This window comes from Gordonia neofelifaecis NRRL B-59395 (genome assembly GCF_000192435.1).
In the GTDB taxonomy this organism is placed as follows: Bacteria; Actinomycetota; Actinomycetes; order Mycobacteriales; family Mycobacteriaceae; genus Gordonia; species Gordonia neofelifaecis.
The window spans coordinates 63,777-80,943 of record NZ_AEUD01000003.1 but is presented as its reverse complement, the minus strand read 5'-3'; the positions used below and the strand labels follow the sequence as shown (position 1 = coordinate 80,943).

Sequence of the window (17,167 nt, the reverse complement as noted above, 5' to 3'; positions counted from 1 at the left end):
TCACGCCTCGTCGAGAAGCTCGGCGGTCACCGCCGACTCGGTGTCCGGAATCCCGTCGGTGCGCGCTCGCTTGTCGGCCATCGACAGCAGTCTGCGGATCCGGCCGGCCACCGCGTCCTTCGTCATCGGCGGATCGGCCAGCTGACCGAGCTCCTCCAACGAGGCCTGTCGGTGCTCCACCCGGAGTCGTCCGGCGGACAGCAGATGATCGGGCACGTCGTCGCCGAGGATCTCCAGGGCCCGCTCCACTCGCGCGGCAGCGGCGACGGCGGCTCGCGCCGAGCGTCGCAGGTTGGCGTCGTCGAAATTGGCGAGCCGGTTGGCCGTGGCCCGCACCTCGCGCCGCATCCGACGTTCCTCCCACACCAGGCGGGTGTCATGGGCGCCCATCCGGGTGAGCAGCGCGCCGATCGCCTCGCCGTCGCGGATCACCACGCGATCGCTGCCGCGGACCTCGCGCGCCTTGGCCGAGATGCCGAGTCTGCGTGCGGCACCGACGAGCGCGAGCGCGGCCTCCGGACCCGGGCAGCTGACCTCGAGCGACGACGACCGGCCCGGTTCGGTCAGCGAACCGTGCGCCAGGAAGGCCCCTCGCCAGGCCGCTTCCGCGTCGCCGATGCTGCCGCCGACCACCTGGGCGGGCAGCCCCCGAACCGGCCGACCGCGCATGTCCAGCAGACCCGTCTGCCGAGCCAGCGCCTCACCGTCCTTGGTGACGCGAACGATGTACCGTGCGCCTTTCCGCATTCCCCCCGAACGCAGAACGTGCACTTCGGCGTTGTAGCCGAACAATCCGTGGATCTCGTACCGCAGCCGTCGCGCAACGTTGCCGAGGTCCACCTCGGCCTCGACCACCACGCGACCACTGACGATGTGAATCCCCCCGGCGAAGCGCAGCAGCGCCGACACCTCCGCCTTGCGGCAGCTGATCTGCGTCACCGACAACCGGCTCAGCTCGTCCTTGACCGCCCCTGTCATAGCCACGGTTCAAGCCTCCTCGTCCCCTGATGTCCCCCGTGAGCCGACCGCTCCCGCGAATCGATCGAGTCCCGGGAGCAAGTCAGAATTGCTGCTCCAACCTTACCGACGCTCATCTCAGTCGATCAGCCCCACCACGGTCGCCGCTGTTTTCACCGGATCATGCGTGGCTGTGCCGGGCACCGCGAGATCGGCCACCCGGAGCTGGGCGCCGAATCGTCCCGCTGCCCGTTCCAGGTGGTCGCGTTCAAGCCCTTCCGGGACCGACGCGGAGTCGACGACGACGTCGTCCACGCGCAGGGTCGGGGCATGCGCGTGCAGCACGTGCAGATGCCGCTCGACGGAGAATCCCGTGGTCTCCCCCGGTTCGGCGGCCAGATTCACGAAGAGCATCTTGCGCGCCGAGGTCTCGCTCAGCGCCGCCAACTGGTCGGGAACGAGCACGTGCGGGATGACGCTGGAGAACCACGAGCCGGGACCGAGGGTCACCACGTCGGCGTCCAGGATCGCCGCGGCCGCCTCCGCGCACCCGGCGGGCGAGTCCGGGATCAATCGGACCCGGCGCGGTTTCCCCGGCGTCGTGGCGACGGCGACCTGTCCGCGGATCACCCGGCTCACCCGCGGGTCCTTCTCCAGTCCGGACACGTCGGCCTCGATGACCAGCGGGACGAGGGCCATCGGCAGCACCCGGCCGTCGACGTCGAACAGGTCGATCAGATCGTCGAGCGCCTCGACGACATCACCGGTGACCTCGTTCAGGCCGGACAGCAGGAGATTACCGATCGGGTGTCCCGCCAGCGCCCCGTACCCGCCGAACCGATGCTGCAGCATCCTCGCCCAGCGCTCGTGACGCGCCGCCGACGCCGGGTCCACGCGTCTGCGCGCCTCCAGCGCGGCCGGCGCCGCCATCAGCGCGGCGAGCGCCATGCGGAGGTCGCCGGGCGGTATCAGTCCGAGTTCGGCGCGCAGGCGTCCCGACGATCCGCCGTCGTCGGCGACGGTCACCACGGCGGTCACGTCGGCGGTCAGGAAACGCAGTGCCGTCAGGGTGTTGAACAGTCCGTGCCCACCGCCGAGGGCGGTGACCTTCAGATCGTCGATCGGACGAAGGACTGGTCCGGATCCCGCTGCCGAGTCGTCCCCGGTCATTCGTTGCCCAGGTCGCGGTGCGTCACCTCGACGTCGTAGAGCGGATTCCCCTCGGCGTCGACGACCTCCGACAGCCGTCGCGCGAGATCCTCCGACATCGCCACGCTCCGATGCTTGCCGCCCGTGCAGCCGACGCCCAGGGTCATATAGCCCTTGCCCTCCCGCAGATAGCCGCGGGCGACGATGCCGACGAGGTCCACATAACGCTCCAGGAACGCGCTCGCATCGTCCTGCCCCAGCACGTAGTCGCGCACCTGAGGGTCCCGGCCGTTGTGCTCACGCAGCTCGGGGATCCAGAAGGGATTGGGCAGAAAGCGAACGTCGGCGACCAGATCGCAGTCGATCGGCAGGCCGTACTTGAATCCGAACGACTGCACGGCGATCGACAGCCTGCGCCCGGCGACGTGCGGGAACACGTTCTCAACGATCGACCGCAGTCGCGTCGAGCTCAGATTCGACGTGTCGATCACCCGGTCCGCACGATTGGCCACCGGCTCCATGACCGCCCGCTCCGCTGCGATCCCCTCGCCGAGAGTTCCGCTGCCCTGCAACGGATGCCGACGCCGAACCTGCTCGAACCGGCGGACCAGGACGTCGTCGGAGGCGTCGACGAAGATCATCGACGTCGACGCACCGCCCTCCTCCAGGCTGCGTCGCAAGGCCGCCATCTCCGCGGCGAACGACGGGTCGCCGCCGCGGACCACCATCGCGATCCGCTGTTCGCCGACCTCGCTGCTGCGGACCATCTCGACCAGCTGCGAGATCAGCGACATCGGGACGTTGTCGCTGACGTACCAGCCGTCGTCCTCGAGGACGTTGGCCACCGACGTGCGTCCGGCTCCGGACATGCCGGTGACGAAAAGCACCGTCGTGCGGTTCTCCGTGTCAGTCAAGGGGCACTTCCTTCCGGTCGGCGGAGTCGATCGCTCCAGCGGGCACCGCCACCGCATCGGAGTCCAGGGCATCGGAATCCAGGACGTCGGGGTTCAGCGCCTCGTGCACGGCTTGCGCCGTGGCCGGGCCGATCCCCTTCACCTCCCCGATCTCCTCGACGGTGGCCTGCTTCAGCTTCGCGACCGACCCGAAATGCGTGACGAGAGCGGTCCGTCGGCCCGCGCCCAGTCCCGCGATCCCGTCCAGCGCGGAGGCCGTCATGCGTTTGCTGCGTTTGCTGCGATGGAACGTGATCGCGAAGCGGTGCGCCTCGTCCCGGACCCGCTGCAACAGGAACAGGGCTTCGCTGTTGCGTGGCAGGATCACCGGCTCATCATCACCCGGAATCCACACCTCTTCGAGCCGTTTCGCCAGACCGACCACCGCCACGTCCGTGACGCCCAGCTCGTCGAGCACCGACGCGGCGGCATGCGCCTGCGGCGCACCGCCGTCCACGACGAACAGATTCGGCGGATAGGCGAACTTCTTGGCCTTGCGCGACGTGGCGTCGTCGTCCGGCGCGGTCTCGCCCGAGCCGCTGTCGGCCGAACCGGTCTGGACCGTGTCCTCCGGCGGCGGGGCGGCGGCACCGTCCCGATGCCGAAGGAATCGCCGGCGGGTGACCTCCGCGATGGAGGCGACGTCGTCCGACCGCCCGTCGCCCGCGGCCTCCTTGATCGAGTAGTGACGGTAGTCGGACTTCCGCGCGAGACCGTCCTCGAAGACCACGAGCGAGGCCACCACATCGGTGCCCTGCACGTGCGAGATGTCGATGCACTCGATGCGCAACGGCGCGACGTCGAGGCCCAGCGCGTCCTGCAGCTCGGTGAGGGCGGCCGACCGCGTCGTGAGGTCGCCCGCGCGTTGCAGCTTGTGTCGTGCCAGGGCCTCGGTCGCGTTGCGCTCCACGGTCGTCATCAGGGTGCGTTTGTCGCCCCGCTGCGGGACGCGCAGACTGACGTGCGCGCCACGGCGCCCGGCGAGCCACTTCTCGACGTCGGGCGCGTCGTCGGGCAGCGCGGGCACGAGCACCTCGCGCGGGATGCCGGAGCTCATATCGGTCTCGTCGCCGTAGAACTGGGTGAGGAAGGTGCCCACCTGATCGGACAGCGAAGCGTTCTCCTGGACCTCGACCACCCAGCCCCGCTCACCGCGGACACGACCGTCGCGGACGTGGAAGACCTTGACCGAGCACTCCAGCTCGTCTCCGACCATCGCGATCACATCCGCATCGGTGCCGGAGCCGAGGACCACCGCCTGCTTCTCCATCGCGCGGCGGAGCGCGGACACATCGTCACGGAGTCGTGCGGCCCGTTCGAAGTCCAATTCCTCTGCGGCATCACTCATCTCGCGTTCGAGCTTGCGGATCAGCCCGTCGGTGCGGCCGGCCAGGAAGTCACAGAAGTCCTCGACGATCGCCCGGTGCTCGGCGGCCGACACCCGTCCGACGCAGGGCGCCGAGCACTTGTCGATGTACCCGAGGAGGCACGGCCTGCCCATCTGCTCGCTGCGCCGGAACACCCCCTTCGAGCAGGTGCGGACCCCGAACACGCGGGTCAGCAGATCCACTGTCTCGCGGATGGCCCACGCGTGGGCGTACGGCCCGAAGTAGCGCACGCCCGGACGGCGGGCGCCGCGGTACACGAAGACGCGCGGGTACTCCTCGTTCATCGTCACGGCGAGCATCGGATAGCTCTTGTCGTCCCGGTAGCGGACGTTGAACCGGGGATCGAACTCCTTGATCCAGTTGTACTCGAGCTGAAGCGCCTCGACCTCGGTCCCGACCACGGTCCACTCCACCGACGCGGCGGTGGTGACCATCTGCCGCGTGCGCGGATGCAGGCCGGTGATGTCGGCGAAATACGACGTCAGACGTTGCCGAAGGCTCTTGGCCTTTCCGACGTAGATGACGCGGCCGTGCTGATCACGGAACTTGTACACGCCGGGATCGGTCGGAATGGTGCCCGGAGCCGGGCGGTAGGTCGAAGGATCAGCCACGGCTCCAGGCTAGTCGGAGCATCGGACAGTCCGCCGCGGCACTCCGCCGCCTCACTCCGCGTTCTGCGCGACCGCGTACTTCTGCTGAAACTCGCGGAAGCGGCTCATCGCCTCGACGGCCAGATCGCCGTCGCGCGCCTGCACCGCCATCACCGGGATGTGCTCGTCGCCCGGGAACAGCAGCCGGGCGCAGAAACCCTTCTCCGGATACTCCATGCCGAGTACCTCGTCCCACGCGAAGACCCGCTCCGAGACCAGGTTCAGCACGCCGACGCCCGATGGCCCCAACCGGAGACGCGCGCGGGTGAGGAACAGGATCACGCAGCTGATGAGTACCCCGACGCCGATCAGCGCGAACTTGTCCGACCACTCGACGTTCACCCCCGTGTACGAGACGTCGAGCAGCAGACCGAAGGTCAGGTGGATGGCCATCACCACGCCGACGGCCACCCAGGCGGCGATGCGCATCCAGCGCGGCCGATAGACGTACTCCCAATCCTGGGGGACGTCCTCGGCCGCAGCGGGCTCCGCTTCGCTCATTGCAGACCCCGAAGGATCAACGCCGACGCGAGGGCCGCGGTCATCGCCTGCGCTCCCTTGTCCTCGGCCGAGTCCGGCAGACCGGCTCGATTGAGGGCCTGCGCCTCGTTGAGAGTGGTCAGCACGCCGTTGCCCACCGGAGTCGACTCGTCGAGCGAGACCCGGGTCAGACCGGCGGTCACCGCATCGCAGACGTACTCGAAATGCGGAGTCTCGCCCTTGATCACGACGCCGAGCGCCACGACCGCGTCGTGGGTCCGCGCCAGTGCCTGCGCGATCACCGGCAGTTCGATCGCGCCGGCCACCTGGACCACCGTCGGACTGCCGACGCCGTTCTTCGACGCCGCACGCTTCGCACCGTCGAGCAGCGCGGTGCAGATGGTCTCGTGCCACTGCGAGGCCACGATCGCGACCCTCAGGCCGCTCGCGTCCGCGAGGTCGAGCGTGGGCTCACCGACGCCGCTCATGCACCTTCTCCAGTTCCGCCCGCCGCCTCCGGCAGGATGTCGTCGAGGCCGTCGAGCACGTGGCCCATCCGGTCGCGCTTGGTGCGCAGGTACCGCAGGTTCTCGGCATTGGCGCGGACCGGCATCGGCACGCGGTCGACGATCTCGAGGCCGTAGCCGTCGAGACCGACCCGCTTGGCCGGATTGTTGGTCAGCAGCCGCATCGATCGCACGCCCAGGTCCACCAGGATCTGCGCGCCGAGACCGTAGTCGCGGGCGTCGGCCGGCAGCCCGAGCTCCAGGTTCGCGTCGACGGTGTCCGCGCCGCTGTCCTGCAGCTGGTACGCCTGCAGCTTGTGCATCAGGCCGATGCCGCGGCCCTCATGACCGCGCATGTACAACACCACGCCGCGGCCCTCGCGTCCGACCATCTCCATCGCGGCCTGCAGCTGCGGGCCGCAGTCGCACCGCAGTGATCCGAAGACGTCGCCGGTCAGGCACTCGGAGTGGACGCGCACCAGCACGTCGTCGCCGTTCTCGGCGACGTCGCCCATCACCAGAGCGATGTGCTCGGCGTCGTCGTACGGGCTCTGGTAGCCGACGGCGCGGAACGTGCCGTACTCGGTGGGGATGCGGGCGTCGGCGACCTTCTCGACGTGCTTCTCGTTGTGCCTGCGCCAGGAGATCAAGTCGGCGATCGAGATCAGCGCGAGCTCGTGCTCGTCGGCGAAGACGCGCAGTTCGTCGGTGCGGGCCATGTGACCGGGGTCCTTCTGGCTGACGATCTCGCAGATGACGCCCGCGGGCGCCAGTCCGGCAGCGGTCGCCAGGTCGACGGCGGCCTCGGTGTGGCCGGGACGCCGCAGCACGCCGCCCTCCTTCGCCCGGAGCGGCACCACGTGGCCGGGTCGCGTGAAGTCGTGCGCCTCGGATCCCGGGTCGGCGAGCTTGCGCATCGTCGTCGCTCGGTCGGCCGCGCTGATACCGGTGCCGATGTCCTCACGAGCGTCGACGGTCACCGTGTACGCGGTGCCGTGCTTGTCCTGGTTCACCGAGTACATCGGCGGCAGTCCGAGCCGGTCGCAATCGTCACCCGCCAGCGGGACGCACAGGTAGCCCGAGGTGTAGCGGACCATGAAGGCCACCAGCTCCGGCGTCGCCTTCTCGGCGGCGAAGATCAGGTCGCCCTCGTTCTCGCGGTCCTCGTCGTCGACCACGACGACGGCCTTGCCCGCCGCGATGTCGGCGATCGCCCGCTCGACGGTGTCGAACGCCACGCCGCCTTCGGCCTGGCTGCTGCGGATCTCACTCATTGGGCTCACCTTCCACACCACTGTTCGCGGGCAGCCCGGCACCGGTCAGGCGCTCGACGTACTTCGCGATGACATCGACTTCCAAGTTCACGCGCACCCCGGCCGCGGCGTCTCCGAGATTGGTCTCGGCGAGGGTCGTCGGTATGAGAGACACTTCCAGCCAGTCTCCGTATTCCCGGTCGGAGCCGATCGCGGAGACGGTCAGGGAGATCCCGTCGATGGTGATCGATCCCTTCTCCACCACGTACCGGGACAGCTGGGCGGGGAGCTGGACGCGGACGACCGTCCAGTTCTCGCTCGGCGACACCGAGGCGATGACGCCGACTCCGTCGACGTGGCCCTGAACGATGTGTCCGCCGAATCGGCCGCCCGCCGCCATGGCCCGTTCCAGATTGACGCTGGCGCCGGGTCCCAGCCGGTCGAGCGAACTGCGCTCGAGGGTCTCGGCCATCACGTCGACGGTGAACTCGCCCTCACCGAGCTCGGTCACCGTGAGACATACGCCGTTGACGGCGATCGAGTCGCCGAATGAGGCATCGCTGGTCACCAGCGGACCACGAATCCGAAAACGCGCGGCCTCAGTGAGGTCGTCGCGCGCGGTGACTTCGCCGCGCTCCTCCACGATTCCCGTGAACACCGTCTCTCCTTTGCAGGTGCGCTCGGGAGAGGCAGCCCGCGGCACGGCGCCGCACTGCCATTCTCTCGTATCCGGACTGTGACCGTCGGCCCCGGAATCGCACCGGAGTCTGCTCGTCCCCCTGCTGTCGCAGAGGCGCTCGCGGGCTCATCCCTCTCAACGAGGGCATCACCGCCGGTGGGGACTTTCACCCCGCCCCGAGAACTCAATATTGAAATTAGCACGCGCGGCAAGCGCACCGCGTATCCGCTGTCCCGGACAACGGGATGGTCCACGTCAGCGCGCTTTCGACGCTTCCGCGCACGTTGGGCGAAACACCGCCGCGGTCACACCGAGCGCCGCGGTTCCAGGATCAGCAGGATGTCCTCGCCCAACTCCAGCAACCCCGACCGGCGGAATCGATGGGCCTGCGCCAGCGTCGCCACCGACTCATCGGACACCGCCGCGCGACCCGCACCCAGGATCGTCGGAGCCAGGTAGGCGTGGATCTCGTCCACGAGTCCGGCGGCCAGGAAGGCTCCGATCACCTCGGGTCCGCCCTCGACGAGCACGTGCAGCGCGTCCGGCAGCGCATCGACCACGGCCCGCGGATCTCGGCTCGCGACGTGGACGAACGGCGCGGAGCCGTCCCGGACGCGGGCGGCGGCGGGAACCTCGCGCAGTCCGAGGACGACACGGGTCGGCTGATGATCGAGCAGCCTGCCGTCCGGCCGCCGAGCGGTCAGCGACGGATCGTCGACGAGGACGGTGCCCGTTCCGACGACGATCGCGTCGAGCCGCCCGCGCACCTCGTGCGCGTGCTCGCGCGCCTGCGGGCCGGTGATCCACTGGCTGCTGCCGTCCGGTGCGGCGATGCGGCCGTCGGCGGTGGCGGCGATCTTCGCGGTGACGAACGGTCGGCCCGTCTTCTGGCGGAAGAGCCAGTACTTCAGCGGACCGCTCCGCGCCTCGGACTCCAGCACTCCGGGATGGACGTCGACGCCCGCGGCGCGCAGCGTCTGCGCCCCGCCGGCGGCATCCGGATTCGGGTCGGCGACCGCGAAGTGGACGTCGGCGATTCCGGCGGACAGCAGCGCCTGCGTGCACGGGCCGGTCCGTCCGGTGTGATCGCAGGGTTCCAGCGTGACCACGGCGGTGCCGCCGCGCGCTCGCTCGCCCGCGGCGCGCAGGGCCATCACCTCGGCGTGCGGGCCGCCCGGCGGTTGGGTGCGGCCGACGCCCGCGATCTCGCCGTCGGCGTCGAGCACGACCGCGCCGACCGGCGGGTTGGGCGTGGTGAACCCTTGTGCCGCTTCGGATTCGGCGATCGCGCGCCTCATCGCCGCAACGATCGCGGTGTCGGTCAAGTCGCTACCGTCCCTCGCGGACCAGTGTCGCCTTGCGCCGCAGTTCGGCGACGCGGGCGGCCGGGTCGTCGCCGCCGTAGACGGCGGAACCCGCCACGAAGCAGTCCACTCCGGCCTCCGCGGCCTCTTCGATGGTCGAGTCGCTGATGCCGCCGTCGATCTCGACGAGCAGGCGCAGATCACCGCTGTCGATCTTCTTCCGGATGATCCGGACCTTGTCGAGGACCTCCGGCATGAACTTCTGGCCGCCGAACCCGGGCTCCACGCTCATCACCAGGAGGGTGTCGAAGTCCTGCAGGATCTCCAGATACGGCTCGAGCGGTGTCCCCGGCTTGATCGCCAGACCCGCTTTACCGCCCGCCGCCCGGATGTCGCGGGCGACGGCGGTCGGATCGTCGGTGGCTTCGGCGTGGAACGTCACGTTGTACGCACCCGCTTCGGCGTACGGCGGCGCCCAGCGCCCCGGATCCTCGATCATCAGATGGCAGTCGAGCGGAATGTCGGTGGCCTTCAGCAGGCTCTCGACCACCGGCATGCCGAGCGTCAGGTTCGGCACGAAGTGGTTGTCCATCACGTCGACGTGCACCCAGTCGACGCCGGGGTCGACGTCGGACGGACCCACGGCCGCGACCTCGGCGGCCAGGTTCGCGAAATCCGCGGACAGGATGGACGGGGCGATCATCGGTGCCGGACGGCCGGGGTTGCACATGCAGAGGAGTCTACGAGACTCCCCGGTCAGTCCTTTCGCAGCGCGGCCAGGAACATCGCGTCGGTGTCCTGACGGTGGGGCCAGAGCTGCACGTGCGGTCCGGGTCCGAGCGAGTCGGCGTCGAAGACGTCGCCCGCCACCAGCGGCCGCGCGTCGACCCGGGTGATCCCCGAGACCTCGGACAGCACCGCGTCGACGACCTCGACCGTCTCGGCGCGATGCGGCGAGCACGTCGAGTACACGACGACTCCACCCGGACGGACCAGCCGCAAGGCCTCGGCGAGCAGTTGCTTCTGCAGCTCCACGAGCGCCGGAACGTCCTCCGGCCGGCGACGCCAGCGCGCCTCGGGGCGCCTGCGCAGGGAACCGAGCCCGGAGCAGGGCGCGTCGACGAGCACGCGGTCGAATCCGGGCTCGAGTCCCGATGCGCGGCCGTCGGCGACACGGACGTCCACCGGCAGCCCGTCGACGACCTTCTCGATCAGCTTCGCACGGTGGTCGGAGATCTCGACGGCGTCCACGTGAGCGCCTTCGACGTCCGCAAGCGAGCCGAGAAGGGCCGCCTTGCCGCCCGGACCCGCGCAGAGGTCGAGCCAGCGGCCGGTGTCGGCGCCGACGTCGGCCCTGGTCAGCGCGATCGCCACCAGCTGGCTGCCTTCGTCCTGCACGCCGGCGAAGCCCTCTCGGACCGCGTCGAGCTGACCGGGGTCCCCCTCCGGGAGGTACACGCAGTACGGCGAGTACCGGCCCTCCTCGCCGCCGCTGATGAGCGCCAGCTCCTCGGCGGTGATCTGCCCCGGACGGGCCACCAGGTGCACGATCGGCCGCTCGTCGTCGGCGGCCAGAGCCGCCTGCAACTCGCCCGTCGACCGGTCGAGCGCCTCGTAGAAGACTTCGCCGATCCACCGCGGATGCGCGTAGGTGAAGGCCAGATTCCCGATCCGGTCGTCCATCATCGACGGCGCCAGCTCGTCGATCCAGAGCTGCTCGTCGCGCTGGGACACCTTGCGCAGCACGGCGTTCACGAAACCCGACGGCCCCATCCCGTTCTCACTGCGGGCGATGTCGACCGACGTCGACACCGCGGCGTGCGAGCCGATCCGCGTCCGCAGCAGCTGGTAGGCGCCGAGCCGCAGAACATCGAGCAGCGGGCCGTCGATCTCCGCCGCAGGGCGTCCGGCCGCGGCGGAGATCACCGCGTCCAGGAATCCCATCGACCGCGCGGTGCCATAGGTCAGTTCGGTCGCCAGCCCCGCGTCCCGCCCCGAGATCTTGCGTTCACGAAGCAGTTTCGGCAGCAGCAGGTTCGCGTAGGCGTCGCGCTCCCGGACCGCGCGGAGCACGTCGCGCGCCACGATCCGCGCCGGGTCGATGTCCTTGTCGCGGTACTTCCGCTCGGCGTCGCCCCGTCGGTCCTCCCGTCGGCCGCTGTCGCGTCGTCCGCCTCGTCGATCGCCGGAAGTGGTCATCGGAAGTTCTCCGTTCCGTCGAATCGGCTGCCTCGCGCCCAGTCCGCCGCGTTCATCGACTTCTTACCGGGTGCCTGCACCGTACTCAGCCGGACCGCCCCGGATCCGGTTCCCACGAAAACCGCCTTCTTGGTCACGCCGAGTGCTCCCGGGCCGAGTCCGGACGGCACGAGATCGTCACCGTCCGCGGGCGTCACCGGACCGAGTTTGATCCGTGCGTCACCGAGCGTGGTCCACGCCCCCGGCGCCGGGGTGTGGGCCCGGATCGTGCGATCGATGATGTGCGACGGCAGATCCCAGCGAACCCGTGCGTCGTCGGAGGTGATCTTGGCCGCATGGGAGACACCGTCGGCATCCTGCGGCACCGGAGCCAACTCCCCCGCCTGGATCCCGTCGACGACGGCGCGAAGCAGCCCGGCACCCGAGACGGCCAGCCGCGCAAGGAGATCGCCCGCCGTGTCGGTGCCGCGGATGCGTTCGGTGAGCGTGCCGTACACCGGACCGGTATCGAGGCCCGCCTCGAGTTCGAAGACGCTGGCGCCGGTGATCTCGTCGCCCGCCGCGATCGCCGCCTGGACCGGAGCCGCACCGCGCCAGGCCGGAAGCACCGAGAAGTGCAGGTTCACCCAGCCGTGCGGCAGCAGGTCCAGCACCGACTGCGGGATCAGGCCGCCGTACGCGACCACCACACCGAGGTCGGGATTCCAGCGCGACAACGCCTCCGCGACCTCCGGGTCCGACATACGGCCGGGAGTGATCACCTCGATGCCGCGCTCGTCGGCCAGCGTCCCGACCTCCGACCGCACCACGCGCCGGCCACGCCCCGCGGTCGTGTCCGGACGGGTCACCACACCGACCACCTCGTGGTCGGGTGAGTCGAGCAACTCCTGCAGGGTCGGCACCGCCACCTCGGGCGTGCCTGCGAACACCAGCCTCATGTCAACCAATCGTAGGGGGATCCACCTGGACCCTGATGCCCGCGGTGTCGTCGTGGCGTGCGTTGCGCAACGCCTGTGCCGCCCGCAGGGCCTCCGCGAGTGCCCGGCCGGCCACCCGGGGCGTGCGCAGCAGCATGCGATCGGCCGGTCCGGAGTCGTCCAGGCCGGCCGGTCTGCGCACCCCCGCAGGCAGGGGCACGGGTCCGAGGGTCTCGGCGCCGGGCGGCATGTCGAGCAGGTCGAGGAAGGCGGCGACCGCGGCCGGCGGACCGTCGACCGATGCCATCGTCACCGCGGGCGGGAACTTCAACTCCAGCCGGTGACTCAGCTCGATGGCGGCGAAACCGACTGGGTCCCAACGGATGAGCGCTTGCACGGGCGACTCCGACGCATCGGCGACGATCACCATCCGACCGCCGTCCTCGCGTGATCGCACGAGAGTCCCGACGGCCATCCAGGCCCGGACCGCCTCCTCCGCGGCCCGCAGGTCCTCGCGGTCGAGTTGCGCCCAGGTGTCGAGCACCACCGCGGCACCGTAGCCACCGGGTGCGTGCGGCGCCGCCCCCGGCGTCGCAATCACCACGCGGGCCCCGGCGGGCACCTCGTCGACGATCTTGTCCCCGGACGACGTCACGATCGGCACGCCCCGGAACGCACGACCGAGCTCCTCAGCGGTTCGCCGGTCCCCGACCATCAGCGCTCGAACCGCCGTCCCCGCGCACGCCGGACAGACGAACCGGTTCTCCGGCCGGCCGCACCAGCGGCAGGCCAGATCGCCGCGGTCGTTCATCTGCAGCGGGCCGTTGCACGCCCGGCAACGGACGTGCGCCCGGCAGCGAGCGCACGCGACGGATGGCAGGTACCCGCGTCTCGGAACGCTGAACAGCACGGCCTGATCGGCCGCGAGCGCCTTCCTCGCCGCATCGAAAGCGATGGCCGGAACCCGCGCCGAGCGGGCCATCGGATCGTTCGCGACGCGCCGATCCTCGTCGGACAGTCCGTCGATCCTCGGCATCGCCGCCCGGACCGCGGCCCGCGGCGCGACGACGTCGAACGCCCACCCGGACTCGACCAGCGCCTGTGCCTCCGCGGTTCGCGAATGACCGCCGATCAGGAGCGCCGCACCGGTGCCGTGCGCCCGCAGCACTCCGACCTCTCGCGGATGGGGATACGGCGACCGCGGCTCGTCCAGGCTGTCGTCGCCGTCGTCGAAGACCACCACCAGACCGAGATCGGACACCGGCGCGAAGACCGCGCTCCGCGTCCCGATCACGACTCGCGCCTGCCCCCGCAGCACTGCGAGCCAGCGCCGATATCGCGCCGTCGGTCCGAGACCGGCGACCAGTGAGACGCACGCGTCGCCGAGCAGCGGCGTGCACGCCGCCTCCAGCCGGTCGAGGTCGCGTTGATCGGGTACGACGATCACCACGCCCCGTCCGGCGGCCGCGACGGACGCCGCGAGTTCGGCGAGCCTAGCCGCGACGTCCTCGCCCGGCAGGGCCTGCCAGCACGCGCGCGGATGGCCGCCACCGGCCGCCCCGTCGATGAACGACTGACCGGAGTCGTAGACGTCCCAACCGGTCCGGTCCGGCACGACGATCGCGCGGGCGACGTCGTGACTGACTGCTTCCTTCTCCACCCGAGCGTGCCGCGGCGGAATCGCGAGCCGCAACACGTCGGCCATCGTGCCCGCGTATCGATCCGCGACCGCCCGGCACAGCGTCGCGAGCTCCGGCGTCAGCACCTGCTCGGGTGAGACCACACGGTCGAGCCAGGCAAGCTTGCCGTCGTGCTCACTGCGGTCCAGACGTTCGAGCAGATAGCCGTCGACCAGCCGCCCGGCGAAACGCACTCGCACGCGGACTCCCGGCTGTGCGTCGTCGTCGAGCTTGGCGTCCACCAGATAATCGAACGGGCGGTCGAGATGAGCCAGACCGAGCATCGGCAGGACGCGAGCAACGGGCCGCTGCGCTGCAGCGACCCGCTGATTGCGCGGAGGCTTCGCCGCCGTCTGCTCGGTCTCGGTTGTCACGTGTCGAGGGTATCGAGGCGCGGTGGCGATCCTGCGACCGCTCCCGTCGCCCGCATCCGCTCCTCGAACCTGCATCCGCGCACCACCGGACGGGAGCGGATGCAGGGGCGAGGAGCGGATGCGGCGGGCGGCGGAGCCGACCCTACAGTCCGGCGGCCTCGCGCAGCGCGTCGACGCGGTCGGTGCGCTCCCACGGAAGGTCGACGTCGGTGCGGCCGAAGTGGCCGTACGCGGCGGTCGGCGCGTAGATCGGCTGAAGCAGTTCCAGATCGCGGATGATCGCGCCCGGACGCAGATCGAACACCGAGGAGATCGCCTTCTGGATGGTGCCCGGATCCACCTTCTCCGTACCGAAGGTCTCGACGAAGAGACCGACCGGTGCGGCCTTGCCGATCGCGTAGGCGACCTGGACCTCGATGCGCGAGGCCAGTCCGGCCGCGACAGCGTTCTTCGCGACCCAGCGCATCGCGTACGCGGCACTGCGGTCGACCTTCGACGGGTCCTTGCCGGAGAAGGCACCGCCGCCGTGGCGAGCCATGCCGCCGTAGGTGTCGACGATGATCTTGCGGCCGGTCAGGCCGGCGTCGCCCATCGGCCCGCCGAGCACGAAGCTGCCGGTCGGGTTCACCAGCAGGCGGGGGTTGGAGGTGTCGAGCTTCACCGGCAGATCCAGTTCGGCGAACACCGGCTCCAGCACGTGCTTGCGGATGTCGGGGGCGAGCATGCCGTCGATGTCGATGTCAGCGGCGTGCTGGGTGGAGACGACCACGGTATCGAGCCGAACCGGCGTGTCGCCCGCGTACTCGATGGTGACCTGGGTCTTGCCGTCCGGGCGCAGGTACGGGAGGGTCCCGTTCTTGCGGACCTCGGTGAGGCGACGGGACAGGCGGTGCGCCAACGCGATCGGCAGCGGCATCAGTTCGGGGGTCTCCGCCGTGGCGTAGCCGAACATCAGGCCCTGGTCGCCCGCGCCCTGCTGGTCGATCTCGTCGTCGTGGGTACCGGTGCGCTTCTCGTGCGAAGCGGTCAGCCCCTGCGCGATCTCCGGCGACTGCGCGCCGATCGCCACGTTGACGCCGCAGGAGGCGCCGTCGAAGCCCTTGGTCGACGAGTCGTAGCCGATCTCCAGGATCCGCTCGCGCACGATCGTCGGGATGTCGACGTAGGCGGTGGTGTTGACCTCACCTGCGACATGGACCTGTCCGGTGGTGACGAGAGTCTCCACGGCGACCTTCGCGTGAGGGTCGGCGGCCAGCATCGCGTCGAGGATCGAGTCGCTGATCGCGTCACAGATCTTGTCGGGATGTCCCTCCGTGACGGATTCGCTCGTGAATAGACGGGATGCTGAGGCGCTCATCGGTTCCTCTCGGGGTTGTCATGGTGATTATCGGCTGCTGCCGCGTCGGCGTCGTTCTCCGACGACGCGCGAGGCACCAGTCCATCTGGCACGAGAGAAGCGACTTCGTCAAGGATTCTGCTCGCCATCAATGTTTTTGAGCCGAAAGGCAGGCCGGTCTCGCGCCCGTCGGCGGTCAGGACCCATCCGGTGTTGTCCTCGGTGCCGAACGCCTTGCCTCCGCCGACCGCGTTGACGACCAGCAGGTCGCAGCCCTTGCGCCGCAGCTTGGCACGACCGTGGTCGAGTACCCCGCCGTCGGCGTCGCCGGTCTCTGCGGCGAATCCGACGATGACGGTGTCGCTCGGAATGCGACCGGCGGCACGGTCCTGGACCAGACCGGCCAGGATGTCGGGGTTGGTGTCGAGTCGGATCGGCGCCGGACCCTCGTCGCCCTTCTTGATCTTGGCACCCGACACCGACAACGGCCGGAAGTCGGCGACGGCGGCCGCCATGATCACGACGTCTGATGACTTCGCCCGCTCCGCCATCTCGGCCTGCATCTGGCGCGCCGAGTCGACGTCGACGATCTCGACCGACGCCGGGGTCCCGGGGTCCGACGTCGCACCGGAGACCAGGGTGACCCGTGCGCCGCGCTGTGCCGCCGCGCGCGCCAGCGCGTAGCCCTGCTTTCCGGAACTGTGGTTGCCCAGGTACCGCACCGGATCGAGGGCTTCGCGAGTGCCGCCCGCGCTGATCAGCACCCGAACGCCAGCCAGGTCGTACGGCAAGGCGTCGGGACGGTCGAGGAGCAGGTCGCCCAGCGCCGCGATCTCGGTGGGTTCGGGCATCCGGCCGGCGCCGCTGTCGGTCCCGGTCAGGCGGCCGGTGGCCGGAGTCATCACGGTGACGCCGCGCTCGCGCAGGGTCGCCACGTTGGCGACGGTCGCCGGATGCTCCCACATCTCGGTGTGCATCGCGGGCACGAAGAGTACCGGGCAGCTGACTGTCAGCAGCGACGCGGTCAGCAGATCGTCGGCGCGTCCGGCCACCGCGCGCGCCATCAGATCTGCCGTGGCCGGAGCCACGATCACCAGATCGGCCTGCCGGCCCAGCGCGACGTGGGCCACTTGGTCGACGTCGTCGAAGACCTCGGTGCTGACCGGATTCCCGGACAGCGCTTCGAAGGTCGCGGCCCCGACGAAATTGAGGGCCGATCTGGTCGGCATGACGCGGACATCGTGCCCCACCTCGGTGTAGTGCCGGATGACCGAACACACCTTGTACGCGGCGATGCCGCCGCCCACACCGATCAGGATGTGCGCTTTGGACACCGGTGGGGC

Annotated in this window: 15 protein-coding genes and 1 riboswitch; all 15 genes read right to left on the bottom strand. The window is 70.0% G+C overall.

Annotated elements, in window-relative coordinates; genetic code table 11:
• Complete coding sequence (gene whiA / locus SCNU_RS04480; RefSeq protein ID WP_040517634.1) at nucleotides 1-984, bottom strand: DNA-binding protein WhiA; 984 nt, start codon at nucleotides 982-984, stop codon at nucleotides 1-3.
• A 111-nt stretch (nucleotides 985-1,095) separates the two neighbouring features.
• Nucleotides 1,096-2,127, bottom strand: a complete 1,032-nt coding sequence (locus tag SCNU_RS04475; RefSeq protein WP_009678168.1) for a gluconeogenesis factor YvcK family protein — start codon at nucleotides 2,125-2,127, stop codon at nucleotides 1,096-1,098.
• Nucleotides 2,124-3,020 carry an RNase adapter RapZ gene (gene rapZ / locus SCNU_RS04470; RefSeq protein ID WP_009678167.1) on the bottom strand — a complete coding sequence of 299 codons (897 nt, stop codon included), beginning with the start codon at nucleotides 3,018-3,020 and terminating at the stop codon, nucleotides 2,124-2,126. The genes SCNU_RS04475 and rapZ overlap by 4 nt, the downstream gene beginning before the upstream one ends.
• Complete coding sequence (gene uvrC / locus SCNU_RS04465) at nucleotides 3,013-5,058, bottom strand: excinuclease ABC subunit UvrC (protein WP_009678166.1); 2,046 nt, start codon at nucleotides 5,056-5,058, stop codon at nucleotides 3,013-3,015. The genes rapZ and uvrC overlap by 8 nt, the downstream gene beginning before the upstream one ends.
• A gap of 51 nt (nucleotides 5,059-5,109) precedes the next feature.
• Nucleotides 5,110-5,598, bottom strand: a complete 489-nt coding sequence (locus SCNU_RS04460) for a PH domain-containing protein (RefSeq protein WP_009678165.1) — start codon at nucleotides 5,596-5,598, stop codon at nucleotides 5,110-5,112.
• Nucleotides 5,595-6,065, bottom strand: coding sequence for a 6,7-dimethyl-8-ribityllumazine synthase (gene ribH, locus SCNU_RS04455; RefSeq protein ID WP_009678164.1), 471 nt, complete (start codon nucleotides 6,063-6,065; stop codon nucleotides 5,595-5,597). The genes SCNU_RS04460 and ribH overlap by 4 nt, the downstream gene beginning before the upstream one ends.
• Nucleotides 6,062-7,357 carry a bifunctional 3,4-dihydroxy-2-butanone-4-phosphate synthase/GTP cyclohydrolase II gene (locus tag SCNU_RS04450; protein ID WP_009678163.1) on the bottom strand — a complete coding sequence of 432 codons (1,296 nt, stop codon included), beginning with the start codon at nucleotides 7,355-7,357 and terminating at the stop codon, nucleotides 6,062-6,064. Before SCNU_RS04450 ends, ribH begins: the two co-directional genes overlap by 4 nt.
• Nucleotides 7,350-7,994: a riboflavin synthase gene (locus SCNU_RS04445; RefSeq protein ID WP_009678162.1), complete on the bottom strand. Its 645-nt coding sequence runs from the start codon at nucleotides 7,992-7,994 to the stop codon at nucleotides 7,350-7,352. The genes SCNU_RS04450 and SCNU_RS04445 overlap by 8 nt, the downstream gene beginning before the upstream one ends.
• A 55-nt stretch (nucleotides 7,995-8,049) precedes the next feature.
• Nucleotides 8,050-8,203: riboswitch (FMN riboswitch) on the bottom strand.
• 117 nt (nucleotides 8,204-8,320) lie between these two features.
• Nucleotides 8,321-9,313: a bifunctional diaminohydroxyphosphoribosylaminopyrimidine deaminase/5-amino-6-(5-phosphoribosylamino)uracil reductase RibD gene (gene ribD, locus SCNU_RS04440; RefSeq protein ID WP_040517725.1), complete on the bottom strand. Its 993-nt coding sequence runs from the start codon at nucleotides 9,311-9,313 to the stop codon at nucleotides 8,321-8,323.
• A gap of 31 nt (nucleotides 9,314-9,344) precedes the next feature.
• Nucleotides 9,345-10,049 (bottom strand): ribulose-phosphate 3-epimerase, encoded by a 705-nt coding sequence (rpe, locus tag SCNU_RS04435; protein ID WP_009678160.1) that lies wholly within the window; start codon nucleotides 10,047-10,049, stop codon nucleotides 9,345-9,347.
• A gap of 26 nt (nucleotides 10,050-10,075) precedes the next feature.
• Nucleotides 10,076-11,518 carry an RsmB/NOP family class I SAM-dependent RNA methyltransferase gene (locus tag SCNU_RS04430; RefSeq protein WP_009678159.1) on the bottom strand — a complete coding sequence of 481 codons (1,443 nt, stop codon included), beginning with the start codon at nucleotides 11,516-11,518 and terminating at the stop codon, nucleotides 10,076-10,078.
• Nucleotides 11,515-12,456 carry a methionyl-tRNA formyltransferase gene (gene fmt, locus SCNU_RS04425; protein WP_009678158.1) on the bottom strand — a complete coding sequence of 314 codons (942 nt, stop codon included), beginning with the start codon at nucleotides 12,454-12,456 and terminating at the stop codon, nucleotides 11,515-11,517. Before fmt ends, SCNU_RS04430 begins: the two co-directional genes overlap by 4 nt.
• 1 nt (nucleotide 12,457) lies before the next feature.
• Complete coding sequence (locus SCNU_RS04420; RefSeq protein WP_009678157.1) at nucleotides 12,458-14,488, bottom strand: primosomal protein N'; 2,031 nt, start codon at nucleotides 14,486-14,488, stop codon at nucleotides 12,458-12,460.
• 142 nt (nucleotides 14,489-14,630) lie between these two features.
• Complete coding sequence (gene metK, locus SCNU_RS04415) at nucleotides 14,631-15,845, bottom strand: methionine adenosyltransferase (RefSeq protein WP_009678156.1); 1,215 nt, start codon at nucleotides 15,843-15,845, stop codon at nucleotides 14,631-14,633.
• Nucleotides 15,842-17,158, bottom strand: coding sequence for a bifunctional phosphopantothenoylcysteine decarboxylase/phosphopantothenate--cysteine ligase CoaBC (coaBC, locus tag SCNU_RS04410; protein WP_009678155.1), 1,317 nt, complete (start codon nucleotides 17,156-17,158; stop codon nucleotides 15,842-15,844). Before coaBC ends, metK begins: the two co-directional genes overlap by 4 nt.
• Nucleotides 17,159-17,167: the final 9 nt, after the last annotated feature.